At 74.6% G+C, this 24,560-nt stretch carries 24 protein-coding genes and 1 pseudogene; 12 read left to right on the top strand and 13 right to left on the bottom strand.

Annotated elements, in window-relative coordinates; translation table 11 throughout:
- Positions 1 to 47: 47 nt before the first annotated feature.
- On the bottom strand, positions 48 to 1,019 hold the full coding sequence (locus ACLQ22_RS00930; protein WP_425690621.1) for a DMT family transporter: 972 nt from the start codon (positions 1,017 to 1,019) through the stop codon (positions 48 to 50).
- A gap of 97 nt (positions 1,020 to 1,116) precedes the next feature.
- Here ACLQ22_RS00930 and ACLQ22_RS00925 point away from each other — a divergent pair, with 97 nt between their 5' ends.
- Positions 1,117 to 1,866, top strand: a complete 750-nt coding sequence (locus tag ACLQ22_RS00925) for an HAD family hydrolase (protein ID WP_425690620.1) — start codon at positions 1,117 to 1,119, stop codon at positions 1,864 to 1,866.
- A gap of 22 nt (positions 1,867 to 1,888) precedes the next feature.
- Here ACLQ22_RS00925 and ACLQ22_RS00920 read toward each other — a convergent pair whose 3' ends face one another.
- Together ACLQ22_RS00920 and ACLQ22_RS00915 are read right to left on the bottom strand one after the other, a co-directional pair.
- Positions 1,889 to 2,416, bottom strand: coding sequence for a hypothetical protein (locus tag ACLQ22_RS00920; RefSeq protein ID WP_425690619.1), 528 nt, complete (start codon positions 2,414 to 2,416; stop codon positions 1,889 to 1,891).
- 51 nt (positions 2,417 to 2,467) lie between these two features.
- Complete coding sequence (locus tag ACLQ22_RS00915) at positions 2,468 to 3,337, bottom strand: PhzF family phenazine biosynthesis protein (protein ID WP_425690618.1); 870 nt, start codon at positions 3,335 to 3,337, stop codon at positions 2,468 to 2,470.
- Positions 3,338 to 3,370: 33 nt separating this feature from the next.
- Between ACLQ22_RS00915 and ACLQ22_RS00910 the strand changes: the two genes are divergently transcribed.
- The 3 genes from ACLQ22_RS00910 (at position 3,371) to ACLQ22_RS00900 (ending at position 6,575) form a co-directional block, all read left to right on the top strand.
- On the top strand, positions 3,371 to 4,657 hold the full coding sequence (locus ACLQ22_RS00910) for a magnesium transporter MgtE N-terminal domain-containing protein (protein WP_425690617.1): 1,287 nt from the start codon (positions 3,371 to 3,373) through the stop codon (positions 4,655 to 4,657).
- On the top strand, positions 4,650 to 5,264 hold the full coding sequence (locus tag ACLQ22_RS00905) for a DUF1003 domain-containing protein (RefSeq protein ID WP_121396748.1): 615 nt from the start codon (positions 4,650 to 4,652) through the stop codon (positions 5,262 to 5,264). Before ACLQ22_RS00910 ends, ACLQ22_RS00905 begins: the two co-directional genes overlap by 8 nt.
- A gap of 162 nt (positions 5,265 to 5,426) precedes the next feature.
- On the top strand, positions 5,427 to 6,575 hold the full coding sequence (locus ACLQ22_RS00900; RefSeq protein ID WP_121396749.1) for an Mrp/NBP35 family ATP-binding protein: 1,149 nt from the start codon (positions 5,427 to 5,429) through the stop codon (positions 6,573 to 6,575).
- A gap of 104 nt (positions 6,576 to 6,679) precedes the next feature.
- Here ACLQ22_RS00900 and ACLQ22_RS00895 read toward each other — a convergent pair whose 3' ends face one another.
- Positions 6,680 to 7,102 (bottom strand): preprotein translocase subunit TatB, encoded by a 423-nt coding sequence (locus ACLQ22_RS00895; RefSeq protein ID WP_366640969.1) that lies wholly within the window; start codon positions 7,100 to 7,102, stop codon positions 6,680 to 6,682.
- Positions 7,103 to 7,176: 74 nt separating this feature from the next.
- The gene (locus tag ACLQ22_RS00890; RefSeq protein WP_425690616.1) at positions 7,177 to 8,520 is read right to left on the bottom strand and encodes a S1C family serine protease; all 1,344 of its coding nucleotides are present in this window, start codon (positions 8,518 to 8,520) and stop codon (positions 7,177 to 7,179) included.
- Between the two features lie 279 nt (positions 8,521 to 8,799).
- Between ACLQ22_RS00890 and ACLQ22_RS00885 the strand changes: the two genes are divergently transcribed.
- The gene (locus ACLQ22_RS00885) at positions 8,800 to 9,387 is read left to right on the top strand and encodes an O-methyltransferase (RefSeq protein ID WP_089003702.1); all 588 of its coding nucleotides are present in this window, start codon (positions 8,800 to 8,802) and stop codon (positions 9,385 to 9,387) included.
- A 46-nt stretch (positions 9,388 to 9,433) separates the two neighbouring features.
- Here ACLQ22_RS00885 and ACLQ22_RS00880 read toward each other — a convergent pair whose 3' ends face one another.
- Together ACLQ22_RS00880 and ACLQ22_RS00875 are read right to left on the bottom strand one after the other, a co-directional pair.
- Positions 9,434 to 10,900, bottom strand: a complete 1,467-nt coding sequence (locus tag ACLQ22_RS00880) for a leucyl aminopeptidase family protein (RefSeq protein WP_425690615.1) — start codon at positions 10,898 to 10,900, stop codon at positions 9,434 to 9,436.
- A 129-nt stretch (positions 10,901 to 11,029) separates the two neighbouring features.
- Positions 11,030 to 11,197 carry a DUF3117 domain-containing protein gene (locus tag ACLQ22_RS00875; protein WP_007455245.1) on the bottom strand — a complete coding sequence of 56 codons (168 nt, stop codon included), beginning with the start codon at positions 11,195 to 11,197 and terminating at the stop codon, positions 11,030 to 11,032.
- 190 nt (positions 11,198 to 11,387) lie between these two features.
- Here ACLQ22_RS00875 and ACLQ22_RS00870 point away from each other — a divergent pair, with 190 nt between their 5' ends.
- Together ACLQ22_RS00870 and ACLQ22_RS00865 are read left to right on the top strand one after the other, a co-directional pair.
- Positions 11,388 to 12,206, top strand: coding sequence for a PaaX family transcriptional regulator (locus tag ACLQ22_RS00870; RefSeq protein WP_089002167.1), 819 nt, complete (start codon positions 11,388 to 11,390; stop codon positions 12,204 to 12,206).
- Positions 12,207 to 12,208: 2 nt separating this feature from the next.
- A complete protein-coding gene (locus tag ACLQ22_RS00865) occupies positions 12,209 to 13,000 on the top strand; it encodes an enoyl-CoA hydratase/isomerase family protein (protein WP_366640972.1) in 792 nt (263 codons plus the stop codon).
- 18 nt (positions 13,001 to 13,018) lie between these two features.
- Here ACLQ22_RS00865 and ACLQ22_RS00860 read toward each other — a convergent pair whose 3' ends face one another.
- The 4 genes and pseudogenes from ACLQ22_RS00860 to ACLQ22_RS00845 all read right to left on the bottom strand — a co-directional run.
- Complete coding sequence (locus tag ACLQ22_RS00860; RefSeq protein WP_425690614.1) at positions 13,019 to 13,642, bottom strand: hypothetical protein; 624 nt, start codon at positions 13,640 to 13,642, stop codon at positions 13,019 to 13,021.
- 13 nt (positions 13,643 to 13,655) lie between these two features.
- Positions 13,656 to 14,237, bottom strand: coding sequence for a DNA-3-methyladenine glycosylase I (locus ACLQ22_RS00855; protein WP_425690613.1), 582 nt, complete (start codon positions 14,235 to 14,237; stop codon positions 13,656 to 13,658).
- A gap of 197 nt (positions 14,238 to 14,434) precedes the next feature.
- On the bottom strand, positions 14,435 to 14,932 hold the full coding sequence (locus ACLQ22_RS00850) for an SRPBCC family protein (protein ID WP_366640975.1): 498 nt from the start codon (positions 14,930 to 14,932) through the stop codon (positions 14,435 to 14,437).
- Positions 14,933 to 15,417: 485 nt separating this feature from the next.
- A pseudogene (locus ACLQ22_RS00845) lies at positions 15,418 to 15,780 on the bottom strand (DivIVA domain-containing protein); the annotation flags it as partial.
- Between the two features lie 201 nt (positions 15,781 to 15,981).
- On the opposite strand from ACLQ22_RS00845, the gene folP reads away from it, so the two are divergent.
- Positions 15,982 to 16,851 carry a dihydropteroate synthase gene (gene folP, locus ACLQ22_RS00840; RefSeq protein WP_425690612.1) on the top strand — a complete coding sequence of 290 codons (870 nt, stop codon included), beginning with the start codon at positions 15,982 to 15,984 and terminating at the stop codon, positions 16,849 to 16,851.
- A gap of 88 nt (positions 16,852 to 16,939) precedes the next feature.
- Here folP and ndhC read toward each other — a convergent pair whose 3' ends face one another.
- Positions 16,940 to 17,317, bottom strand: a complete 378-nt coding sequence (ndhC, locus tag ACLQ22_RS00835; protein WP_121396759.1) for an NADH-quinone oxidoreductase subunit A — start codon at positions 17,315 to 17,317, stop codon at positions 16,940 to 16,942.
- Positions 17,318 to 17,448: 131 nt separating this feature from the next.
- Here ndhC and ACLQ22_RS00830 point away from each other — a divergent pair, with 131 nt between their 5' ends.
- From ACLQ22_RS00830 to ACLQ22_RS00820, 3 genes are all read left to right on the top strand, one after another.
- On the top strand, positions 17,449 to 18,858 hold the full coding sequence (locus ACLQ22_RS00830; RefSeq protein WP_425690611.1) for a hypothetical protein: 1,410 nt from the start codon (positions 17,449 to 17,451) through the stop codon (positions 18,856 to 18,858).
- A 322-nt stretch (positions 18,859 to 19,180) separates the two neighbouring features.
- Positions 19,181 to 21,028 (top strand): 2-oxoacid:acceptor oxidoreductase subunit alpha, encoded by a 1,848-nt coding sequence (locus ACLQ22_RS00825; RefSeq protein ID WP_425690610.1) that lies wholly within the window; start codon positions 19,181 to 19,183, stop codon positions 21,026 to 21,028.
- Positions 21,021 to 22,055: a 2-oxoacid:ferredoxin oxidoreductase subunit beta gene (locus ACLQ22_RS00820; RefSeq protein ID WP_089002176.1), complete on the top strand. Its 1,035-nt coding sequence runs from the start codon at positions 21,021 to 21,023 to the stop codon at positions 22,053 to 22,055. The genes ACLQ22_RS00825 and ACLQ22_RS00820 overlap by 8 nt, the downstream gene beginning before the upstream one ends.
- A 796-nt stretch (positions 22,056 to 22,851) precedes the next feature.
- Here ACLQ22_RS00820 and ACLQ22_RS00815 read toward each other — a convergent pair.
- Positions 22,852 to 23,865 (bottom strand): potassium channel family protein, encoded by a 1,014-nt coding sequence (locus ACLQ22_RS00815; protein WP_311410628.1) that lies wholly within the window; start codon positions 23,863 to 23,865, stop codon positions 22,852 to 22,854.
- Positions 23,866 to 24,061: 196 nt separating this feature from the next.
- On the opposite strand from ACLQ22_RS00815, the gene ACLQ22_RS00810 reads away from it, so the two are divergent.
- A complete protein-coding gene (locus ACLQ22_RS00810; RefSeq protein WP_425690609.1) occupies positions 24,062 to 24,559 on the top strand; it encodes a helix-turn-helix domain-containing protein in 498 nt (165 codons plus the stop codon).
- Position 24,560: the final 1 nt, after the last annotated feature.

Below are 24,560 nucleotides of genomic sequence, written 5' to 3'. Positions count from 1 at the left end.
CGGGGACGCCGGTGTGCACGTGACGCCACCACCCGCGACCGCGCGGGTCAGCCGGGCGGCGGGCCGGCGTCGGCGGGGACGGCGGTGGCGAGCGGTCGGAGGCGGCGGGCCGCGCGGGCGCCGCCGAGCACCACCACCGCGACGCCGGACAACAGCAGCGCCAGCCCGACCAGGGCGGTCACCCCCGGCAGCTGCCCGAGCCAGGCCCAGCCGATCAGGGCCGCGCCCGGAGCCTCCAGCAGGGCCAGCACGCTGACCGTGGTCGCCGAGACCTTCTTCAGCGCGAAGTTGAACATCGAGTGCCCGAGCAGCTGGGCGCCGGCCACCAGGGCCAGCACGACGAGCCAGGTGTCGGCGTCGAGGCCGGTCAGCGGCACCCGGCCGACCAGGCAGACCACGAGCAGGACCAGGGCGCAGACCCCGTAGCAGATGGTGGTGTAGGTGGTCGTGCTGATCGTCGTGCGGGCCCGCTCGCCGAGCGCGGTGTAGACCGCCGCGAACAGGCCGCCGGCCACCGCGAGCAGGTCGCCGGCGACGGCCCGGCCGGAGACGGCGAAGTCCGCCCCGGTCGCCACGACCGCCCCCGCGACCGCCACCCCGATGCCGACCCACACGGCGCCCGGCAGCCGGCGGCCCTGGGCGCGCGCGATCAGCCCCTGCCAGACCGGCTGGGTGGCGCACAGCGCGGTCGCCGCGGCGACCGAGGTGAGCTTGGTGCTGGGCATCCAGGTGGCGAAGTGCGCGGCGAGCGCGACCCCCGACAGCACGCAGTAGAGGCCCTCGCGCCGCCCGGCGCCGACCGTCAGCGACCGGAACTCGGCGCGTCGCCGGGCCACCGAGAAGGGGCCGAGCACCGCGACCGAGAGCAGGTTGCGCCAGAACGCGACGGCCAGCGCCGGCGCCGCCGCGAAGGCCACCAGCGGCGCGGACGACGAGACGGCGACCACGGCCAGGACGACCGCCCCGGTGGTCACCGGGTCGAACGGCGGGCGGTGCGCTGCGGGGGACACGAGGAGCAATCCTCACACGTCAGGAGTCGCCACGGAACGTCAGCACTCCGTTACGATCATGCCTGTCCGCGCCGGCGATTCCCCTACCGCCCGGAGGCGCTCCCCCATGCCCACGTACCAGGCGGTCCTGTTCGACTTCTTCGGCACGCTGACCCGTTCCGTCCAGCGGGGCGCGGCCCACCGGTCGACCGCCGAGCTGCTCGGCTGCCCGCCGCACACGCTCGTCGACGTGCTCGACCGCACCTACTACGAGCGGGCCTGCGGGCGACACGGCAACGCCGAGGCGACCCTGCGCTGGGTCTGCGAGCAGGCCGGCGTGCACCCGTCCGACGACGCGGTGCGCTCGGCGGTCGCCTCCCGGCACCGGGCCGTACGCGCCGACACCCGGCTGCGGGACGAGGCGGTGCCGACGCTGGCCGCGCTGCGCCGGCTCGGCCTGCGTACCGGGGTGATCAGCGACTGCACGCACGAGCTGCCGGCGTTCCTGCCGCAACTGCCGATCGCCCCGCTGCTCGACGTGCGGGTCTTCTCCGTGCTGGTGGGGCGCTGCAAGCCGGACCCGGCGCTCTACCAGGCGGCGTGCCGGCGGCTCGACCTGGCGCCAGCCGACTGCCTCTACGTCGGCGACGGCGGCAGCCAGGAGCTGACCGGGGCGGAGCGGGCCGGGATGACCGCCGTGCGGCTGGCCGCACCGGACCTGGCCGGTCACATGGTGTTCAACGCCGACGCCGCCTGGAACGGGCCGGTGCTGCGCTCGCTCGACGAGGTGGTCGGCCTCGTCGAGCGGGTGCCGGGGCCGGCGGACGTGCCCGTGCCGGCGGTCGCACCCGTGCCGGCCGGTTGCCTCTCCGCGTGAGCCCGGGCCCGGGCCTGGTGCCTCAGCGGCGGCGGACCCGGTGCAGGCGGAACGGCTTGCGGGTCGCCCGGACCGCCGGCGTCTCGCGGGGCACCTCGGCCAGCGAGTCCGCGGGCAGCCCGGCGCCGGCGACCGGCTCGCCGGCCGGCTCCAGCCGGTTCACCGCGCAGCCGTCGGCCGCCCAGCGCTCCACCAGCTCGGCCGTGGGCCCCGGCGCGTTGAGCCGCTTCGCGGCCACCAGCGGCGCGGCGGTCTCCCAGTGCTCGGTGCCGGGCGCCAGGCGGCTCACCCGGGCCGGCCAGGTCACGATCCGCCCGCCGTGGTCACCGCGCAGGGTGACCTGCGCCTCGGTCGCGTCGGCCAGGCCCGGGGCGGACTGCTCCCCGGGGCCGCTGACCACGAAGAGCGCCCCTTCCAGGGGCAGGCACCACAGCGCGAGCGCCGGCCCGCCGGGCACGCTCACCCAGGCCACGGCGGCCTTCTTCATCGCCTCGTCGACCAGCGGCGTGCTGGTCCGCTCCGCGTCGGTCACCCTCGCATCCTCCCGCATCAACCCTCGTCCCGTCAGCGCCGCCCGGGCGGGCGGCGCTGATCGCCGAGGTCAGCCGACGAACGGGGGAACGGTGATCTCGCCCCGCGCCACCGGCACGACGTGGCCGGCCACGGTGGCGCCCACCGCCTGACCGTCCGCGGCGGTCACCGTGCAGGCCAGCACGGACGGACGGTTGATCTCGATGCCCTGGTGGACGGTGTACTCCGCCCGCCCGTCGGCGGGCAGCAGGCCGCTGGCGACCAGCCACACCCCCAGGCCCAGGGCGGCCGAACCGGTGGCCGGGTCCTCCGGCACGCCGAGCCCCGGAACGAAGACCCGGGCGTGCGCGGTTTGGGCGGCGGCGTCCCAGGAGAAGACGCTGACGTGCTCCACTCCGTACCGCTGCGCCGCCGCCGCGTTGACCCGGGCGCGGGCCACCGCGTCCGGGCGGACCGGGAGGTACGGGAACTCCAGCCCGCAGCCGGCCACCCGGGGAGCCGGGCCGACGTGGTCGCCCGCGGTGAGCCCGGCCATCTCCAGCAGCGGCTCCGGGTCCAGCTCGGGGCCGAGAGTGGGTACGCCGCCGGTCAGCGTCGCCCCGGTGGCGGTCACCTCGACGGGCAGCACGCCCGCCCCGCATTCCTGAGTGACCTGCCCCACACCGAACATGCCGCGGCGGCGGGCGGTCACCGCCGCGCCGACGCTGGGGTGACCGGCGAAGGGCAGTTCCTCGGCCGGGGTGAAGATGCGGGCCCGGTAGGTGGCGCCGACCTGTGTGGGCGGGAGCACGAACACCGTCTCGGAGAGGTTGAACTCCAGCGCGAGCGCCTGCATCTGCTCGGTGGCCAGCCCTTCGGCGCCGAACACCACCGCCAGCGGGTTGCCGGCGAACGGGCGGTCGGTGAAGACGTCCACGATCTCGTAGGCCAAGGTCGACATGTTGATAAACACTAGGCGCTTAGGCTGGTGCCCGTGAGCACGCCGACCCGGGTCTACCTCGCCCGGCTCGCCGGAGTCGCCGTCTTCGATCCCAACGGCGACCAGGTGGGCCGGGTCCGCGACGCGGTGGGCAGGCTGCGGCCGACGCAACGCCCGCCCGAGGTGGTCGGTCTGGTCGCCGAGATGCCGATGCGGCGGCGGATCTTCCTCTCGCTGAACCGGATCACCTCCATCGACGCCGACGCGGTCGTGCTCGGCAGCGGCACGCTCAACCTGCGGCGCTTCGAGAAGCGCCCCAACGAGCTGCTCGTGCTCCAGGAGCTGCTCGACCGCCGGGTGCAGGTCGACCCCGGCGGGCAGTCGGGCTCCGTGGTCGACGTGGCGATGGAGTGCAGCCGGGGCGGCGAGTGGTCGCTGGCCCGGGTCGCCGTACGCGAGCAGACCGGCCGGTTGACCCGCCGGGGCCACCTGCACCAGGTCGAGTGGGAACGGGTACGCGGGCTCAGCGGCATCGCCGACAGCCGGGGCACGGCCAACCTGCTCTCGGTGCTGGAGGACATGCGCCCCGCCGACCTCGCCAACGCCCTCCAGGATCTCCCCGACACCCGGCGCAACGAGGTCGCCGCCGCGCTGGACGACGAGCGCCTGGCGGACGTGCTGAGCGAGCTGCCGGAGCGCGACCAGGTGGAGATCCTGGCCGCCCTGGACCGCGAGCGGGCCGCCGACGTGCTGGAGGAGATGGACCCGGACGACGCCGCCGACCTGCTCAGCGAGCTGCCGCCGCCCGAGCAGGACGTGCTGCTCGACCTGATGCAGCCGGGCGAGGCCGATCCGGTGCGTCAGCTGCTCAAGTACACGCCGGGAACGGCGGGCAGCGTGATGACCTCCGAGCCGGTCATCCTGCCGCCGGACGCCACCGTCGCCGAGGCCCTGGCCCGGATCCGGGAACCGCAGCTCTCCCCCGCGATCGCCGCGCAGGTCTTCGTGTCCCGGGCGCCGATGACCACGCCGACCGGCCGTTACCTTGGCATGGTGCACTTCCAGCGGCTGCTCCGCGAGCCGCCGGCCGACCTGCTCGGCGGCATCGTGGTCAACGACATCGACCCGCTGCGGCCGACCACCCCGCTGCCGGAGATCACCCGCCGGATGGCCACGTACGACCTGGTCGCCATGCCCGTCATCGACCGCAACAACCGGCTGGTCGGCGCGGTCACGGTCGACGACGTGCTGGACCACCTCCTGCCCCGGGACTGGCGGGACCGGGACGCCGCCGAGCGCCCGTCCACCGCCGGACCGACGCTGGACGGCGCGGATGGCTGAGCAGCGACGGGCGCAGCGGCTCGACCAGCCGCGCGAGCCCCGGGGCGTCAAGCTGCCCCGGTTCGACCCGGAGGCCTTCGGCCGGTGGTCCGAGGGGATCGCCCGGGGGATGGGCACCGCGAACTTCATCGTCTACATGACGATCGTGATCGCGCTGTGGTTCGGCTGGAACACCCTCGCCCCGGCGCACCTGCGCTTCGACCCGTACACCTTCACGTTCCTGACCCTGGTGCTGTCCCTCCAGGCCAGCTACGCGGCCCCGCTGATCCTGCTGGCGCAGAACCGGCAGGCCGACCGGGACCGGGTCTCCCTGGAGGAGGACCGCCGCCGGGCGACCATGCAGAAGGCCGACACGGAGTACCTGGCCCGGGAGATCGCCGCGCTGCGCAACGCGATGGGCGAGGTGGCGACCCGGGACTTCCTCCGCTCGGAGCTGGCCAGGCTGGCCGAGGAGCTGGACGAGGCGGGCCGGCGCCGGCAGCGGCTGGAGCGCCGGCAGCAGGACAGGATCCCGCAGCACGGCGACGGGCTGGAGGAGCCCCGCGACGACCTGGACGGCGACCAGGCCCACGGCGGCCGCCCGGAGGGTCGGGAGGCCGGGGCCTGAGCGGCCTGAACGCCGCCCGCCCCGGGGCACCGGCCGAGCGGGGCCGGCGCGATCGTCCCGCTTCGTCCGGTATGCCGTCCGCCCCAGCCGTCGCCATCGATTCGCTCACACCGCCCCCCGCTGACGGCGGTGGGGCACGGCCGCCGACGTAGCATTGCGGGCATGTCAGCACCCGTCAGCACCGTCTCCGACGCGATCCAGGCCGCGCTGGCCACCGTCAACGACCCGGAGATCCGCCGGCCCATCACCGAACTGGGCATGGTCCGCTCCGCCGAGGTCGGCGACGACGGCGTCGTACGGGTCGAGCTGCTGCTCACCGTCGCCGGCTGCCCGCTGAAGGACAAGCTGCGCTCGGACATCACGGCCGCCGTCGGCGCGGTGCCCGGGGTGACCGGCGTGACTATCGAGTTCGGCGTGATGAGCCCCGAGCAGCGCCAGGAACTCCAGGCGAAGCTGCGCGGCGGCGGCGCCTCCCAGGAGCCGGTCATCCCGTTCGCCCAGCCGGGCTCCCGCACCCGCGTGTACGCGGTCGCCAGCGGCAAGGGCGGCGTCGGCAAGTCCAGCGTGACGGTCAACCTGGCCGCCGCGCTGGCTGCCCGCGGGCTCTCCGTCGGCGTGGTCGACGCCGACATCTACGGCCACTCGGTGCCCCGGATGCTCGGCGCGGACGGGCGCCCGACCCGCGTCGAAGACATGATCATGCCGCCGCAGTCGCACGGCGTGAAGGTCATCTCGATCGGCATGTTCACCGCCGGCAACGCCGCCGTGGTGTGGCGCGGCCCGATGCTGCACCGGGCGTTGCAGCAGTTCCTCGCCGACGTCTACTGGGGCGAGCTGGACGTGCTCCTGCTCGACCTGCCCCCGGGCACCGGCGACGTGGCCATCTCCCTGGCCCAGCTGCTGCCCAACTCCGAGATCCTGATCGTCACGACCCCGCAGACCGCCGCCGCCGAGGTGGCGGAGCGGGCCGGCGCGATCGCGTTGCAGACCCACCAGCGCGTGGTCGGCGTCATCGAGAACATGTCCTGGCTGGAGCTGCCGGACGGCTCCCGGATGGAGGTCTTCGGCGCGGGTGGCGGCCAGGCGGTGGCCGAGTCGCTGACGAAGACCATCGGCGCGCAGGTGCCGCTGCTCGGGCAGGTCCCGCTCGACACCCGCGTGCGCGAGGCCGGCGACGTGGGCACCCCGATCGTGCTGGCCGAGCCGGAGTCGCCGGCCGCGAAGGCGCTGGGCCAGGTCGCCGACCGGCTCGCCGTGCGCCGGGAGTCGCTGCTGGGCAAGCCGCTGGGCCTCAAGCCCGCCGGCCGCTGACCGTACGCCGGCCACGGCCGGCGCTGTCGCCACCCGCACGGGGGCGGCGTTCCCCCGGGAGCGCCGCCCCCGTCGCCGTCTCCGGCGCGGCGCGGCGGGCGGGGTCAGGTCGCGTCGTCGTAGCTGGCCCGGGGGGCGGGGGCCGGGGCGCTGCCGGTGGCGGCGGCCGGACGGCTGCCGTTGGCGCGCACGTCGGCGGCGGAGGCCACGTCCTTCAGCTCGTTGTGCACGCCGGTGACGTCCGCCCGCAGGTTGTCGTAGACGCCCTGGAGGGGCTTCCGGATCGCCTGCTCGTCCTCCTCGCTGAGCAGGTGCTTGCGGATGAACGCCTTCGGGTGCAGATCCTCCAACTGGATGTCGGTGCCCAGCTCGCGACTGAGGTCGGTGGTGGCGTTGCTGGCCATCGTGCGCAGGTTGCGCACCATGCGCAGGCCGTCGCTGATCACCGCGGGCAGCCGGTCACCGAAGATCAGCAGCGCCAGGAGCAGCAGCGCACCGATCTCCCACCAGTTCAGGTTCTCGAACACTGCGCGGGCCTCCTTCGGCGTCAGCAGCAAGACTACGCACGTGGGGCACCACCCGGGGAGGGGGTGACCGGTCCCTACTTGGCGTCCGCGGCCAGGGTCACGGAGGCGTTCTGCCGGTTGGCGCCCCGGCGGTACTCCACGGTCACCACCGCGCCGGGTGCGAACTTGCGGACCAGGGCGATCAGGTCGGTCGGTTCGGTCATCGGGCGTCCGTCGAGCTTCAGGATCACGTCACCGGCCCGCAGCCCCGCGCCGGCCGCCGGGCCCGACGGCTCCACGGCCGCCAGGCGTACGCCGGCTCCCCCGGTGCCCGCGCCGGACCCGCCGACCTGGGCGCCGATCACGGTGCGCCGGGCCTTGCCGGTGCCGATGATGTCCTGCGTGATCCGCTTGGCCTGGTTGATCGGGATGGCGAAGGCGAGGCCGATGTTGCCCGCCTCCTGCCCCTCGGAGACCAGCGACTTGATTGTCGAGTTGACCCCGATGACCCGGCCCGCGCCGTCGACCAGCGGGCCGCCCGAGTTGCCGTGGTTGACCGCCGCGTCGGTCTGGATCGCCGCGTAGTAGCGCGTCGGGCCGCCGGGCTCGCCGGCCCGCATCGTCCGGTCCAGGGCGCTGACGATGCCGGCCGTGACCGTGTTGGCCAGCGAGAGCGGCGAACCCATGGCCAGCACCGGGTCGCCCACGGCCAGCGCGTCGGAGTCGCCGAACTCGACCGGCCGCAGGCCCGTCCGGGAGACCTTGATCACCGCGATGTCGGACTCCGGGTCCTGCCCGACGACGGTCGCCGGGGCCGAACTGCCGTCGTTGAAGACCACCGACGCCTTGCCGGTCGCCCCCGCCACCACGTGGTCGTTGGTGATCACGTGCCCGTCGGCGCTGGCGATGAAACCGGAGCCCTCGCTCGTGCCGCCGAGGCCCGCCACCCGGACGGTCACCACGCTGGGCAGCACCCGCTCGGCGACCCCGGCCAGCGACTCAGGCCGGCGCTGGGCCAGGCCGGGCGCCTGCGGGTCCGCGCCGAGCACCGTGCCGGCCACGCCGCCCCCGCGCACCGCGAAGGCGTACCCGAGCGCGCCGCCCAGGCTGCCCGCGAGCAGCGCGGTGATCAACGGGATGAGCAGCAACTGCCGCAGCGTCGGCCGGCCCGGGGCGTCCGGGTCGCTGACCGGCTCCGGCTCGGTGCCGGGGCTCGGCGCGGCCGGCAGCACCACGGCGGCCGGCGCGGCCGGGTCGCGCCACGGGTCGGCCAGCGCGTCGGACCACCAGGGCGAAGTCGTGCCGCCCCCGGCGCCCTGAGGCGTCGGCGGCGACCCCACCGGCGGATGTCCGGGCACCGGCGGTCGCGCCGGCGCCGGAGTTCCCCCGGGCTGGCGCCAGTCCCAGCCGTCGGTCACGTCGGTGCCCTCCCAGTCCATCCCCGGATCCCGCGCTCCACGGACCCGGCGACAGCGTCGCCCGGTCGCGCTCGCCGGAACACCGCTTCCAGGATTACACGGATGCCGCGGATGGAGTCACCGGTTGCCGACCGTGATCGTCGGGTGGCGGACGCGCGGCTGCGCCCGTTCGGCGTCGCCTCTAGGCTCACAGTGCCCACCCGCCCCCGCACCACGCATGCCGCCCGGAGGTGTCCCATCGCCACGGTCGCCGGTTCCGGCAATTCGACGGCCCAGACCCTGCACTTCGCCGAGTCGTACGTGACCGAGGATCTCGTCCTGCGCACCGCCCGCAGCCTGGCCCACGAGGTCGGCCTCGAGGCGGTCACGCCCGGCGCCGGCGCGGCGCTGCGGCTGCTCGCCGCCGCCGGCAGCGCCCGGGCGGTGGTGGAGATCGGCACCGGCACGGGAGTCAGCGGGGTCTGGCTGCTGCGCGGGATGCGCGCCGACGGCGTGCTCACCACCATCGACGTCGAGGTCGAGCACCAGCGGATCGCCCGACGCATCTTCACCGAGGCGGGCTTCGCCGCCGGCCGCACCCGGATCATCACCGGCCGGGCGCTGGACGTGCTCCCCCGGCTCGCCGACGGCGCGTACGACCTGGTCTTCGTGGACGCGGAGGCGACCGGGTTCGCCGCCTGCGTGGACGCCGCGCTGCGGCTGCTGCGGCCGGGCGGCGTGGTCGCGCTCAACGGCACGCTGGCCGGCGGCCGGATCGGCGACCCCGCCGCCCGGGACGTCGAGACGGTGACCGTCCGCGAGGCGATCAAGGCGATCCGGGAGTCGGAGCACTGGATCCCGGCGCTGCTGCCGGTCGGCCACGGGCTGCTCGCCGCCGTCAAGTGCTGACCCGCCGCTGACCGGGGGCCCGCCGGGGGCGGGCGCCGCCGGCCGGTCAACCCAGCGAGCCCAGCCAGCGCAGCAGCGAGCGTACGCCCCAGCCGGTCGCGCCCCGGGTCAGCTCGGCGTCGTCGCCGTCGGCCCACGACGGCGCGGACATGTCGACGTGCAGCCACCGGTCGCGCAGCCCGCCGGTGAACTCCCGCAGGTAGAGCGCAGCCATCACGGACCCGGCGCCCCGGTCCGGCGAGCTGTGCAGGTCGGCCAGCTCGCTGCCGAGGTGCTCGGCGTAGTCGTCGGGCAGCGGCATCCGCCAGGCGGCCTCGCCGGCGGCGGCGATCGCGGCCAGCACGTCCGCGGCGAGCCCGTCGTTGTCGCTGTAGAGGGCGCCGTGGCGCTTGCCCAGCGCGACCGCGTTCGCCCCGGTCAGCGTGGCGAGGTCGACCAGCAGGTCGGGCCGCAGCTCGGCGACGGCGTACGCGAGCGCGTCGGCCAGGACGAGGCGCCCCTCGGCGTCGGAGTTGGTGGTCTCGCTGGTCGTGCCGCCGTAGTGGCGGATGATGTCGCCGGGGCGGAACGCCGAGCCGCTGAGCATGTTCTCCGCCAGTGGCGCGAGCGTGGTGATCCGGACCGGCAGGCGCAGGGCCGCCGCGCCGAGGGTCGCCGCGACCACCGCCGCCGCCCCGGCCATGTCCTTGCGCATCAGCTTCATCGACGCCACCGGCTTGATGGAGATGCCGCCGGTGTCGAACGTGATCCCCTTGCCGACCAGCACCACGTGGGTACGCGCGTCGGCCGGCCGCCAGTCCAGCTCGACCAGGCGCGGGCCGCTGGCCGAGCCGCCTCCGACGGCGAGGATCCCGCCGAAGCCCTCGGCCGCCAGCTCCTCCGGGCCGCGTACGCGCAGGTGCAGGTCCGGCACGTCGGCGGCGAGGGCGGCGACCTGGTCGGCGAACCACTCGGGGTTCTTCACCGACGAGGGGGTGTTGGTGAGGTCGCGGGCGAACCGGGTCATCCGGGCCGTCGTCCGGGCCACCTCCAGGGTCGCGGTGTGCGCGTCCGGGTCGGCCACCACGACGTCGACCTCCGCCAGGGCGGGAGCGGTGCCGGCGTCGGTCAGCCGGAACCGGTACGAGGCCAGCAGCAGCCCCTCGGCCAGTCCGCGTATGGCCGCCTCGGTGGCGTCGGCCGGCATCGCCAACGTGACGTGGATCTCATCCTTCGCGGCCCGGGCCAGAGCGGCCCCGGCCGCCCGCCAGCCCGCCTCGTCGCCCTCGCCGACGCCGAGCAGCAGCAGCCGGCCGGGGTCCCGCCCGGGCCGCAACTGCGCCTGGACCTCGCCGGGACGCCCGGTCAGTCGTGCCGCCGGCACCAGGGCGGCGGCCTCCTCGGCCACGCCGTCGGGCAGCCTCGCCCCGGTCGGGGCCGGGCGGGCCTGGTCGTCGTCGGCCGGAGCGTGCCGGACGGGCAGAACGAGGGTGTCGAGCCGGTCCGGCTCGGCGAGCAGACGGATGGCGAGCACGCGGAGCCGTACCTCCAGGGAAGCTCGCGGAGCGCGGCTCCGCGGGGAATGAAGACCCTGAGCCACCGGCGGGGCCGGTGGCTCAGGGGTTGACGAAAGGCCCACGCGGGCGCGCGGACCGTTCCTCGGTCAGCCGGCGGCTGCCTTCAGTGCGTCGCCGAGTGCGTTGGCCTCGTCGGGAGTCATCTCGACGACGAGCCGGCCACCACCCTCCAGCGGGACGCGCATGACGATGCCCCGGCCCTCCTTGGTGACTTCCAGCGGACCGTCGCCCGTCCGCGGCTTCATCGCCGCCATGTTGTCTCCCCTCAGACCTACACCAGGGTCGGTGGGTTGCCCCACAGCCACTTCGTCTTGACCACCCGCAACGTACGCGGGGGTGTCGACCAACGATTTTCCCTGATGAACACCGCCGGACCCAAACCGAAGCAGCATTGATGTAACAGCATCTAGCTTATCCTGAGAAGGCCTGTCACAATGTGCGGTCATGCAGGCACGGTCGGCACTCTTCGACCTGTACGGCGACCACCTCCGGGCGAGGGGCGGCCGGGCACCCGTTGCCGCCCTGGTCAGGCTGCTGGCGCCGCTCGGGATCGCCCCGCCCGCCGTGCGTACGGCGGTCTCCCGGATGGTCCGCCAGGGGTGGCTCGACCCGTGCCGGCTGACCTCCGGGCCGGGATACTCGATCACACCGAAAGCCGCCCGCCGGCTGGACGAGGCGGCGGCGCGGATCTACCGGACCGGCCGGATCACCTGGGACGGGCGGTTCGACCTCCTGGTGCTGGAGGCCCCCCTGTCGCGGCGGGACCGGCAGCGGCTCGCGGCCAACCTCACCTTCCTCGGCTACGGCGCACTGGACGAGTGCACCTGGGTGGCGACCCGGCCCGGTGAGGACGTGGACGTGCTGCTCGACGAGGCGGGCGTGCGCTACGAGCGGTTCACCGCCGCGCACACCGCCGGCACCCCCGGCGCGATGGGCGTGGTGCGCCGGGCCTGGGACCTGGCGGAGATCGGCCAGGCGTACGAGCAGTTCGTCGCCGAGCAGCGACCCCTGCTGGCCGGGGTCACCGTGCGCAGCCTCGACGAGGAGGCGTACGCGGCCCGGTTCCGGCTCGTGCACGCGTGGCGTACCTTCCTGTTCCGGGACCCGCAGTTGCCCCCGGCGCTGCTCCCCGAGCGCTGGCCCGGCACCGCCGCGGCCAGTTTCTTCGACCGGCACGCGGCGCGACTGCGGCCGGCCGCCGACCGGTACGTCGAGCAGTGCCTCGACTCCGGCAACCGCATCGCCCGACAGAAGGGTCGTTAGAAGTGACCGAGCCGCTGCTCGTCGACCGCACCGACGCCGTCGTCACCCTGACGCTGAACCGCCCCACGGCGATGAACGCGCTCGACGTCGCACTCAAGGAGGCGCTGCGGGACACGCTGGCCGAGCTGGAGACCGACCGGTCCTGCCGCGCGGTGGTGCTCGCGGGCGCGGGTCGGTCGTTCAGCGCCGGCCAGGACCTGCGTGAGCACGTGCAGACCCTGGAGTCCACCGACGGCAACCCGCTGGACACCGTCCGCGCGCACTACAACCCGATCGCCGCCCGGCTGGCCAACCTGCCCAAGCCGGTGGTCGCCGCCGTGCGGGGGATGGCCGCCGGGGCGGGCGCCTCGCTGGCCTTCCTGGCCGACATCCGCATCGGCGGGCCGTCGACCAGCTTCCTGATGGCGTTCGCCAACGTCGGGCTCGCCGCCGACACCGGCGCCTCCTGGACGCTGCCCCGCCTCGTCGGGCACGCCAAGGCCATCGAGCTGCTGATGCTGGCCGAGCCGGTACGCGCGGCGGACGCCTGCCAGCTCGGGCTGCTCAACCGCCTGGTGGAGGACGACGAGCAGGTGCTGCCGACGGCGCAGGAGCTGGCCGCCCGGCTGGCCGCCGGCCCGACCGTCGCGTACGGGGCGATCAAGCGGCAGCTCTCCATCGCCGACGCCGGCACGCTGGCCGACGCCCTGGCCGCCGAGGCGCAGGCGCAGACGATCTGCGGGGGCACCGCCGACCACCGCGCCGCCACCCTGGCCTTCGTCAACAAGCAGAAGCCGGTCTACGAGGGCCGCTGACGCCCGCCGGGGGCGGGGTCAGTCGTCCTCCTCCGGATCCTGGTTGGCCTCCGCGCCGAGCACGAACGCCTGCATGGCCAGCTCGTCGCCGGAGGGCGAGACGAAGGCGGGCAGCTCGCGGGGGCCCAGCTCCTGCACGTAGGCCCAGAACAGGCGGACCGCCTCGGCGGGCGACGCGGCCTCGATCGGCAGGTCGAGGCTGACCAGCCAGGAGCGCCGCTGCGGCGGCGGGCCGAGCCGGTCGGCCAGCTCCCGGAAGGCCGACGGGTCCAGCGCGGTCACCGGCCCGTCGAGCGCCAGCGGGTCGGCCGGCACCGGCTCGTCGAAGGCCCGCCGGGTGTACGCCACCACCAGCGGCGCCTCGACCCGCTCGGACTGCGGGTCGTCCGGGTCCTCCGGCTCCTGGCCGCCGGCCCCGGTGACCCGGCCCAGCGCCACCAGCCGGGGCGGCGCGTCGACCAGCACGGCCACCCGGTCGCCGGGGCGGGGTCGGGTGGCGTCGGCCAGGCCGGTCAACTCGAGCGTGTCGTGGTGGACGAGCCGCTCGGCTTCGTAGCGCCCGGTGGGCAGCAGCACCGCCCAGGCGCCCGTGCCGTCGGCGGGGCGCGCCCCGTCCACCCGGTGCGCGGTGTCGGTCGTCATGGCCCCCATCCCATCACGCCGACCGTGCCGCCACGACGTGGCAGCCCGCAAGGTGGTCGTCGACCATCCCGGTGGCCTGCATCAGCGCGTAGGCCGTGGTCGGGCCGACGAAGCGGAAGCCCCGCTTCTTGAGCGCCTTGGCCATCGCGGTGGACTCGGCGGTCAGCGCCGGCACCTCCGCGAACGACGTGGGTCGGGCCGGCCGGGGCGGCGGGGCGAAGGACCAGAGCAGCGCGGAGAGCCCCTCGGGAAGCTCCAGCGCCGCCCGGGCGTTGGCGATCGCCGCCTCGATTTTGGCCCGGTTGCGGACGATGCCGGCGTCGCCGAGCAGCCGGGCGACGTCGGCGTCGCCGTAGCCGGCCACGGTCCCGATCCGGAACTCGTCGAAGGCCAGTCGGAACGCGGGACGTTTGCGGAGGATGGTCAGCCAGGACAGCCCCGACTGGAACGCCTCCAGCGTGAGCCGCTCGTAGAGCGCGTCGTCGCCGCGCAGGGGCCGGCCCCACTCGGTGTCGTGGTAGGCGGCGTAGTCGGGGGTGCTGTGCCCCCAGCCGCATCGCGGCAGCCCGTCGGCGCCGATCACCAGGTCAGTCACGCGTCCACGCTAGGGCACCGCCCCGACGGGCCCGTGGTCCGCGGTCCCGTGCCGCGCCCGCACGGCCGAGCCCGGTCCGACCGGGGTCGACGACATCGGGGCGTCCCGGTCACGCCGTCACCCCGATGTCAGCGACGTCGAGTCGATCAGGCCAGGTCGCCCCAAGGGGGCACGCGCACGATCCCCGGCCGCCCCGGTCAGGGGAGCCGGCCCTGCTCCACCAGCCGACCGAACTTCCTCAACGCCTGGCTCAGGCTGAACTTGGACCCGGGCCAGAGCACCGGCCAGGCCACCCGGCCCGCCGGCCCGCCGGGCAGGTGGAACCACTCGTGCCAGACCACCTGGGTGCGGTCCCGCTCCAGGGGCGTGCAGCGGAGCACGCCGGGGCCGCGCAGCAGCTTCCCGCAGTGCACGACGCCCACCTCGTAGGGCGCGTCCACCCGGACCACCCGCATCTCGTCGCGCAGCACGGCGGGGCCGAGCGCCGTGACCGCCTCGATCAGGCTGCCCTCGCCGCCGTCGCCCTCGACCACCCGGACGGTGGTGAAGGGGATCCAGTCCGACTGCCGCTCCCAGGCGGTCAGCGCCGCGAAGACCCGCTCCGCCGGCGCGTCGACGATCACCGTGGCGGTGACCTCGCCCGCGCCGGGCTGCGCCACGTCGCGCAGGTCGTCGCCGGGTTCCGGTCCGGTCACTTCGACTCCGACCCGACCACCGGGTCGGGGCTGGTCGCGTCGCCCGCCGGCCGCGTCGTGCCGTCGCCCGCCCCGGCCCGGTCCACGACGGCGTCGTCCCCGTCGGTCCGGTCCACGGCGGCACCGTCCACGGCGGCACGGTCCACGGCGTCGTCGTCGCCGGCCCGGTCCACGGCGGCACCGTCCACGGCGGCACGGTCCACCGCGGCATCGTCCTCGCCGGTCCGGTCCGCGGCGCGGTCGGCGGCGCGGTCGGCGCCGGTCCAGTCGGTGGCCCGGTCAGTGCCGGTCCGGTCCGCGGCACGGTCGGCGCCGGGGTGCGTGGCGGCTGCGGAGCCGGCCGGCGGCGCGTCCTTGGCCGCCGAGGCGACGGTCGGGCCCGCGAACGCGGGGATCGGCGCGACGACCACGTCGGTGTCCCCCGGGGCGTCCGCCCGATCGGCCCCGACCGGCACCGTCCCCCGGGCCTGCGGCGACGGCTCGGCGGCGGCGGCCGCCTGCTCCCGCGCCCGGCGCAGGGCGTCGGCATCCGCCGTCCGTCCCTCGCGAAGCGCGGCGACCTCCGCCTCCAGCACGCCGATCAGCTCGGATTTGTAGCCGATGTCGTAGGCCGCCCGGCGCATCGCGTGGTCGACCTGGGCCATGCGGTAGCCCCGCAGCGCGGTGTCGAACCGGACCTCGCCCACGTCGGACTCGGCGAGCGGGCGGGCCGCCGGCAACGGCACGGCCCGTCCGTCCGGCTCGGCCGGCACCAGGCCGGGATCCCGGCCGGAGACCAGCACCGTCACCCCGAACACGACCGCCGCGACGGTCAACGCCACGACCAGCAGGAGCAGAACCTGACCCATGCACAGATCGTGGCATGTCGAACCGCCGGGAGCGACCCCGCCACCCGCCGCGTCCCGGATCCGTGCCGGAGGACCTCCGCCCGACGCACCGGTCCGGGAGGCGGCGACGGCGGACCGGCGGGGCCCGACCCGGGCGGACCGGCTAGCGTCGTCATCGGCCGCCGGCGGGGACGGGTCGGCGGCGGACCTTCAGGAGGCGGCATGGCGGGGGCGCTTCGGCTCGGTGGGCGCACGTTCGGCCCGGACGAGCTGGTGGTGATGGCGATCGTCAACCGCACGCCGGACTCGTTCTTCGACCGGGGCGCGACCTTCGCCCAGGACAGCGCGTTGCGCGCCGTGGAGCGGGCGGTCGAGGAGGGCGCCGAGATCATCGACATCGGCGGGGTCAAGGCCGGCCCGGGCGCCGATGTCGACGTGGCTGAGGAGATCCGTCGCACGGTGGAGACCATCGCCGCCGTCCGGGCCGCCTTCCCCGACGTGGTGATCTCGATCGACACGTGGCGGGCCGAGGTGGCGGTGGAGGCGGTCGCGGCGGGCGCCGACCTGCTCAACGACACCTGGTCCGGCGCCGACCCTGCACTGGCCCAGGTGGCGGCGCGAACGGGCGCCGGCCTGGTCTGCTCGCACGCCGGCGGCCTGGCGCCCCGGACCCGCCCGCACCGCGCGGCCTTCGCCGACGTGGTCGCCGACGTGCTCACGACGGTGACCGGGCTCGCCGAACGCGCGGTCGCGCTGGGCGTACGCGCCGACGGGATCCTGATCGACCCGGCGCACGACTTCGGCAAGAACACCCGCCACTCGTTGGAGATCACCCGCCGGCTCGGCGAGCTCTCCGGCACCGGCTGGCCGCTGCTGGTGGCCCTGTCGAACAAGGACTTCATCGGCGAGACGCTGGACCTGCCGGTGGCCGAGCGGCTGGAGGGGACGCTCGCGGCCACCGCGGTCTCGGCCTGGCTGGGCGCCCGGGTGTTCCGCGCGCACCAGGTCCGCCCCACCCGTCGGGTGCTCGACATGGTCGCCTCGATCCGGGGCGACCGCCCGCCGACGCTGACCCGGCGCGGCCTCGCCTGACCGTCGCCGGGCGGGGACGGCGGGGCGACCGTCCAGTGGCGGCCGGCCTGCAGGTGGTCGACGACCGCGCGCTGGCCGCCCGGGGCCGTCAGGACCAGCGCAGGATGTTCTTCCGCCAGGCGTAGAGGATGCCGAGCGCCAGCACCGCGACGAAGACCGCCATCTCCACGACCGTGACCATGCCGAATCCCGGCCGGTCGAAGACGACCGCCCAGGGGAAGAGGAACACCGACTCCACGGCGAACAGCACGTAGAGGTACGCGTACACGTAGTAACGGATCTGCATCTGCGCCCAGTCGGCGCCGACGGGGTCGAGGCCGCACTCGTAGCTGGTGCGCTTGCCGAAGGGATCCGCCGGACGGGCGGGACGTAACACCCGGTTGGCCGAGAACGCCGTAACGAAGAAGAGGACGCTGGCGAGCAGAAGCAGCCCGAGCGTCGCGTACGAGCCCAGGTAACCGGTCACGGTCGCTGAGCCTACCGCTCCTCGTCGCCGCCCGGGTCGAACCCGTTACGGATTCGTTTCCCCGCGGGACTAGTGCCCTCTGGCAACAATTGTCGAATATTGGGATCTCACTCATCGTCACCGGAGGACAGATGGCTCGCGTGGACGTACGGCCCGGCCGGCGGGCGCGTGACCGACGCGCCGTGCCCCTGCTGGCGATCGGTCTCGCGGTCGGACTGACCGCCGCCGCGGTGCCGGGCTGGGCGACCGCCGCCCCGACCGCCGCCCGGGCCGCCTCCCCCACGACCGAGCCGGCCGGCGAGCCGGGCGGAGACCCACCCACGGCGGATCCGACGGACACGGCTCCGGTGCCCACCGAGGCGCCCTCGACCACCGCGCCACCGCCGGAGACCACGCCACCGGCCGCGACGACCGAGCCGGCCCCGACGACCACCGCTCCGGAGCAGCCGGCGCCGACCACCGCCGCGCCGACCACCGCCGCACCGCCCCCGGCGCCGTCGGTGCCGCCGGTCCGGCCCTCCGCGCCCGCCGCCACCCCGCCGGCGCCCCTGGCCGGGGTCAGCGTCACGACCGACGACATCACCCTGACCGCCGCGTACTGGAACGCGCCGAGCACGGTGACCACGCTGCGGGTGACCATCACGAACACGGGCACCACGCCCGCCCGGATCGGGCTGACCTACACGCTCCCGGCCGGGCTGACCGACGCCGGCACCGGGGGCTGCGCCCCGGTCGGCGGCGGGGAGCACCGCTGCGGCGAATGGGCGAGCGCGCCCGGCGCCCGGTTCAGCACCCTGCTCCGGGTACGGGTCGACGGCGACGCCTGGAAGCGGATGCCGCTCAGCGGCTCCGTCCGGGTCACCGCGACCGCGCCCGGCGTGCCCGGTGCGGTGGGCGACGACGAGGGCTTCGCGGTGCTCTTCCCGCCCGGCCCGCCGGTGCCGGGGATCAGGCTGGACGCCGACGCGGTCTCGTTCGACATCAGTGGCGGGTCGAGCGGGCTCGACGTGCGCCTGGGCAACACCGGGAAGGTGGACGCCGAGGGCCGGATCGAGGTGGTCCTGCCGGCCGGGGTGACCGTGCCCGCGCCCCCGTCCGGCTGCACCACGGTCGACCCCACCCGTACGCGCTGCCAGCTGGGCACCCTCGCCGCCGGCCGGACCGCGCAGCTGCGGCTGCCGGTCTCCGCGACCCCCGAGGCCCAGCGGCAGGCCCCGCTGGCCGGCGCGGTGCTCGGGCAGCTCGACCCGCGCAGCGGCCGGGCCCGGCAGGTGCAGATGAGCTTCCGGATCACCGCCGCCGCCGCGCTGGCGACCCCGGTGGCCTCGCCGCCCGCGCCGACCGGGTCGCAGGGCGTGCTCGCCGCCGACGCCCCGGCCGTCGGCGACGACGGCGGGGGCGGCTCGGTACGGCGGACGGCGATCCTGCTGATCGTGATCTCCACGCTGCTGGTGGTGTTCGCCCTCACGCTGGCGACCACCTCCCTGCGGCGGCGGATGACCGCCCCGGTGGCCGGACCGTCCACGGCACCGACCGAGTGACCCGGCCGGCCCCGGGGCGCCGGTCCGACCGGGCCGGCGTCCCGCCCGCCCCCGCCACCGGTGATCTGGATTACGGCGACGGGACGGAAACACCTCAAACCGGGGTGGAATCTCGCTGGATCCCATCCCACAGGGCGGCCTCCGAGAATGTTGGGGCGGCGATTCGACGTAGGCTCTCAGGTGAGGTAACTACAGCGGACCGGGCCCGCCTCGGCGGGTCTGGTGCAGCGGTGCGTCAAGGAGGTCACGTGGCCGGGCAAGGCGAGGTCACCATCACGTTCAGCCGCCCGCGCGACCGCGCCCAGCGAAGCGAGGTGCAGGCGTGACCAAGCAGATCCGTCAACTGGACCGGGTGGTCATCCGGTTCGCCGGTGACTCCGGCGACGGCATGCAGCTCACCGGCGACCGGTTCACCTCGGAGACGGCGCAGCTGGGCAACGACATCTCCACGTTGCCGAACTTCCCGGCGGAGATCCGGGCTCCCGCCGGCACCCTGCCGGGCGTGTCGAGCTTCCAGGTGCACTTCGCCGACTACGACATCCTGACCCCCGGCGACTCGCCGAACGTGCTGGTGGCGATGAACCCGGCGGCGCTCAAGGCGAACCTCGCCGACCTGCCCCGGGGCGCGGACATCATCGTCAACACCGACGAGTTCACCAAGCGCAACCTGGCCAAGGTCGGCTACCAGTCGAACCCGCTCGAGGACGACTCCCTCGCCGGCTACGTGGTGCACCCGGTGGCGCTGACCTCGATGACGGTCGGCGCGCTCGCCGAGCAGGCGGTGTCCAAGAAGGACGCCGAGCGGGCCAAGAACATGTTCGCCCTCGGCCTGCTCTCCTGGATGTACAACCGGCCCTACGAGTCGACGCTGCGCTTCCTGGAGCGCAAGTTCGCCGCCCGCCCCGAGCTGGTCGCGGCGAACGTCGCGGCGTTCCGGGCCGGCTGGAACTTCGGCGAGACCACCGAGGACTTCGCGGTCCGCTACGAGGTCAAGCCGGCGAAGATGCGGCCGGGCACCTACCGCAACATCACCGGCAACGCGGCCCTGTCGCTCGGCCTGGTGGCCGCCGGCGTCCGCTCCGGGCTGCCGGTCTTCCTGGGCGCCTACCCCATCACCCCGGCCTCGGACATCCTGCACGAGCTGAGCAAGCACAAGCGCTTCGGCGTGCTCACCATGCAGGCCGAGGACGAGATCGCCGCGGTCGGCGCGGCGTTGGGCGCGTCGTACGGCGGCTCGCTCGGCGTCACCACCACCAGCGGCCCGGGCGTGGCGCTCAAGAGCGAGACGATCTCCCTCGCGGTGGCGCTGGAGCTGCCGCTGGTCATCGTCGACGTGCAGCGGGCCGGTCCCTCCACGGGCATGCCCACCAAGACCGAGCAGGCCGACCTCAACATGGCGCTCTACGGCCGCCACGGCGAGGCCCCGGTCGCGGTGATCGCGCCGAAGTCTCCGGCGGACTGCTTCCACGCGGCCATCGAGGCGGCCCGGATCGCGCTGACCTACCGCACGCCGGTCATCCTGCTGTCCGACAACTACGTCGCCAACGGTTCCGAGCCGTGGCTGCTGCCCGACGTGGAGTCGCTGCCCGACCTGCGGGTCGAGTTCGCGACGAAGCCCAACGGCGACGACGGCACCACGTTCCTGCCCTACCTGCGCGACCCGCAGACCCTGGCCCGGCCGTGGGCCGTCCCGGGCACCGCCGGGCTGGAGCACCGCATCGGCGGCCTGGAGAAGGCCGACAAGACCGGCGACATCTCGTACGACCCGGCGAACCACGACTTCATGGTGCGCACCCGGGCGGCCCGGATCGAGACGATCCCGGTGCCGGACGTCGAGGTCGAGGACCCGGACGGCGACGCCCGGGTGCTGGTGCTCGGCTGGGGCTCCACGTACGGGCCGATCGGCGCGGCGTGCCGGGGCCTGCGCCAGCGGGGCCACACCATCGCGCAGGCGCACCTGCGGCACCTCGCCCCGATGCCGGCCAACCTCGGCACGGTGCTGCGCTCCTACGACCGCGTGGTCATCCCCGAGATGAACCTCGGCCAGCTCGCCCACGTGGTCCGGGCGAAGTACCTGGTCGACGCGATCGGCTACAACCAGGTCCGCGGCCTGCCGTTCACCGCCGCCGAGCTGGAGACGATGCTGGAAGAGGTCCTGAAGAATGTCTGAGCCCGTCGCCCTCAAGCTCACCGCCAAGGACTTCAAGTCCGACCAGGAGGTGCGCTGGTGCCCCGGCTGCGGCGACTACGCGATCCTCGCCGCGATCCAGCAGTTCATGCCGGAGCTGAACATCCCGCGCGAGCGGATCGTCTTCGTCTCGGGCATCGGCTGCTCGTCACGCTTCCCGTACTACATGAACACCTACGGGATGCACTCGATCCACGGCCGCGCCCCGGCGATCGCCACCGGCCTGTCGGCGAGCCGGCCCGACCTGTCGGTCTGGGTGGTCACCGGTGACGGCGACGCGCTCTCCATCGGCGGCAACCACCTGATCCACGCGCTGCGCCGCAACGTCAACCTGAAGATCCTGCTGTTCAACAACCGGATCTACGGTCTGACGAAGGGGCAGTACTCGCCGACCTCCGAGGTCGGGAAGGTCACGAAGTCGACCCCGGCCGGCTCGGCCGACGCGCCGTTCAACCCGCTGTCGCTCGCCCTCGGGGCCGAGGCCACCTTCGTGGGCCGCACCATCGACTCGGACCGCAAGCACCTCCAGTCGGTGCTGCGGGCGGCGGCGGAGCACCAGGGCTCGGCGTTCGTGGAGATCTACCAGAACTGCAACATCTTCAACGACGGCGCGTTCGACCAGCTCAAGGAGCCGGCCACCCGCGACGACTTCCTGATCCGGCTGGAGCACGGGCAGCCGATCACGTTCGGCAAGGACGGGCAGTTCTGCGTCGTGCACCCGCCCGGCGGGTTCGGCCTGGAGGTCCGGGAGACCGCGTCGGTCAGCCCGGGGGAGATCGTCGTGCACGACGCGACGGTCACCGACCCGGCGTACGCCTTCGCGCTGTCCCGGCTGCCCGGCCTGGACCTGCGGAACACCCCGATCGGCGTGTTCCGCTCGGTGGACCGGCCGTCGTACGACAGCGTGGTGCAGGAGCAGCTCGCCGAGGCGAAGGCGAAGGTCACCGAGACCCCGGAGCAGCAGCTCGCCGGCCTGCTCGCCAGCGGGGACACCTGGACCATCCTCTGACCGACGCGGCCGGTCGCCCCTGAGCGGGAGCCGGGCAGGCGCACCGCCGCGTTGCCGGAACGACAGGAGGGCCCGCAACCCGATCCCCGGGTTGCGGGCCCTCCTCGCTCACGTGTCGGGTCTCTGCCACCCGGTCGCCGGGTCGGTCGCCTCGGGACCTGAGCCGGTCGGGTCACCCGCTCCGGCGGGAAGGTCTGCCATCCCGTCACGTCCCGGCTGCGGCTCCTCCCCTTTGGAACAAGCGCAACCACCTGCGCAAACCGCCGACGCAGCCTGACTCGCCTCCGCCAGCATCCAGGCCTGGTTACGGTAAGTAACGGAGCCCGCCCTTCCGCCAGTTACTACAATGAGTGACGGCCTCGTCGGCACGGAAGGGCGGGGCGGTCGCCACCCTTGACGCCGCAATCTCGTGACCAGCGTCTTCAGCGTGACGCACCCTCGGGAGCGACGAAGTCCCACGCGCCCTTTGCTCTGCATCCTCATACGCAACAGGCACCCACGGTTACTGGTGCGCATGAGGATGCAGAGCAAAGCGTCCGGAGGACATGGGCCGGAGACCTACGGATCGAACACCGAGCGTAACTGTGCAGCCCGACGGGCAATGCGGCGCATGTTGCTCGGCGTCCCGTTGTGCCGCACCGGGCGGGCGCCGGCCCGACGCACGGGAGATCCGCCGCCGGCACCTGCGCGGCACCGGCGGCATGAGCCTCACCTGGCAGCGCGGCGGCGAGGCATCGCAACGACACCGGCAACGGCACCGGCACCGGCACCGGCCCGAGTCAGGGCGGGCCGCCGGTCAGGGGGCTGCGGTCGCCTGCGGGCGGTCGTCGCGTACGTGCACGAGCATGTCGCCGGTCTCGATGACCGCGCCGGCCTTGTCGGCCAGGGTGACCACCTTGCCCCGCCGGACCAGGGCGATGACCAGCGACTCCAGCTCCCGGGGGGAGCGGCCCACCTCGGAGCGCTCGGCGGAGCGCATCGCCAGCGCCATGCCCTGGCCGGGGGTGAGCAGGTCCTCCACCACGTCGATCAGCGGCGGGGCCGAGGTGGACAGGCCCAGCAGGCGGCCGGCGGTGGCCGAGGAGACGATCACGTGGTGGGCGCCGCTCTGCTTGAGCAGCGGGGCGTTCTCCGCCTCCCGGGCGGCGGCGATGATCCGCACCTGCCCGGCGGTGAGCTGCCGTACGGTCAACGCCACCAGGACCGAGGCGTCGTCGCTGTCGGTCGCGATGATCACCGCCTTGGCGTTGCGCACGTGCGCCTCGTTGAGCACCGACGAGCGGGTCGCCGAGCCCTCGATCGCCACCAGGCCGGCCGAGGTGGCCTGCCGCAGGGCCGGACCGCTGCGCTCCACCACCACGATCCGGGACTTGTCGAGACCGTTCTCCAGCAGGGCGGAGACCGCGCTGCGGCCCTTCGTGCCGTAGCCGCAGATGATGACGTGGTCCTTCACGGCTCTCCTCCACCGCGACAGGCGGCGCCCGGTGCGGTACTGCTCGGTCAGCACTTCCAGGGTGGTGCCGACCAGGATGATCAGGAAGATCACCCGGGCCGGCGTGATGTAGACGACGTTGATCAGCCGGGCGGTCTGGCTGACCGGGGTGATGTCCCCGTAGCCGGTGGTCGAGAGGGTGACCACCGCGTAGTAGAAGCAGTCGAGGAGGGTCAGCGCGTCCTCGTTGACGTCGCGGTAGCCGTCCCGGTCGAGGTAGACCACGGCGACGGTGGCGAAGACCAGGCCGATGGCGGCGGCCAGCCGGAGACTCAGCGCGCTCAGTGGGCCCCGTCGCTGGGCGGGAAAGTGGATCACGTGAGGGCCTTCCCCGGCCCTGTCGTCGCCTGCACGAGCACAACATAGCGGCCTGCACGGATCTCGCACGGCGGGGCCGTCGACCCGGGGCACGACGGCTCGCCCACGACGCGCGGCGGACGGGACGACCCGCGCGGCCGACAGAGGGCATGATGAGGGGTGTCCCCCGGACGACGAGCCCGAGAGTGAGGCCCGCATGTCGTTGCTGCGACGAGTGATCGGCGGGGTGCTGCGCCGGCTCCGGCTGCGGCAGGGCCGCACCCTGCGCGAGGTGGCCGAGGCCGCCGGAGTGTCCGTCCCCTACCTCTCCGAGGTCGAACGCGGTCGCAAGGAGGCCTCCTCGGAGGTGCTCGCGGCGATCTGCCGGGCGCTCGGCATCCACCTGTCCGACCTGCTCGAGGAGGCGCGCGACGACCTGCGTCGGGTCGAGCCGCGCATCCCGGCCGCGCCCCGGGCCGGCCTGGCCCGGCTGGAGCGGGCGGAGGTCGGCCGGCCCGACGCCGCCACCCCGGCCGTGCGGGTCGCGCCCCGGGCCGGCGGCCCCCTGCTCCACCTGGCTCCGCGCCCGGGCGGCACGACCCTCCGGGTCGGGCGGCCCACCTCCGCCGTGCACGGCCGCTCCGGCCCGCGTACCCGCGTCGCGCTTGGGTGCGGACGGGCGCGGGCGGGCGCGCGCGCATTGACGGTCGTCTAGC

This window comes from Micromonospora sp. DT178 (genome assembly GCF_049841695.1).
GTDB lineage: Bacteria > Actinomycetota > Actinomycetes > Mycobacteriales > Micromonosporaceae > Micromonospora.
Note: the sequence above shows the minus strand (reverse complement) of the source record. Positions and strands in the feature narration are given on the sequence as shown.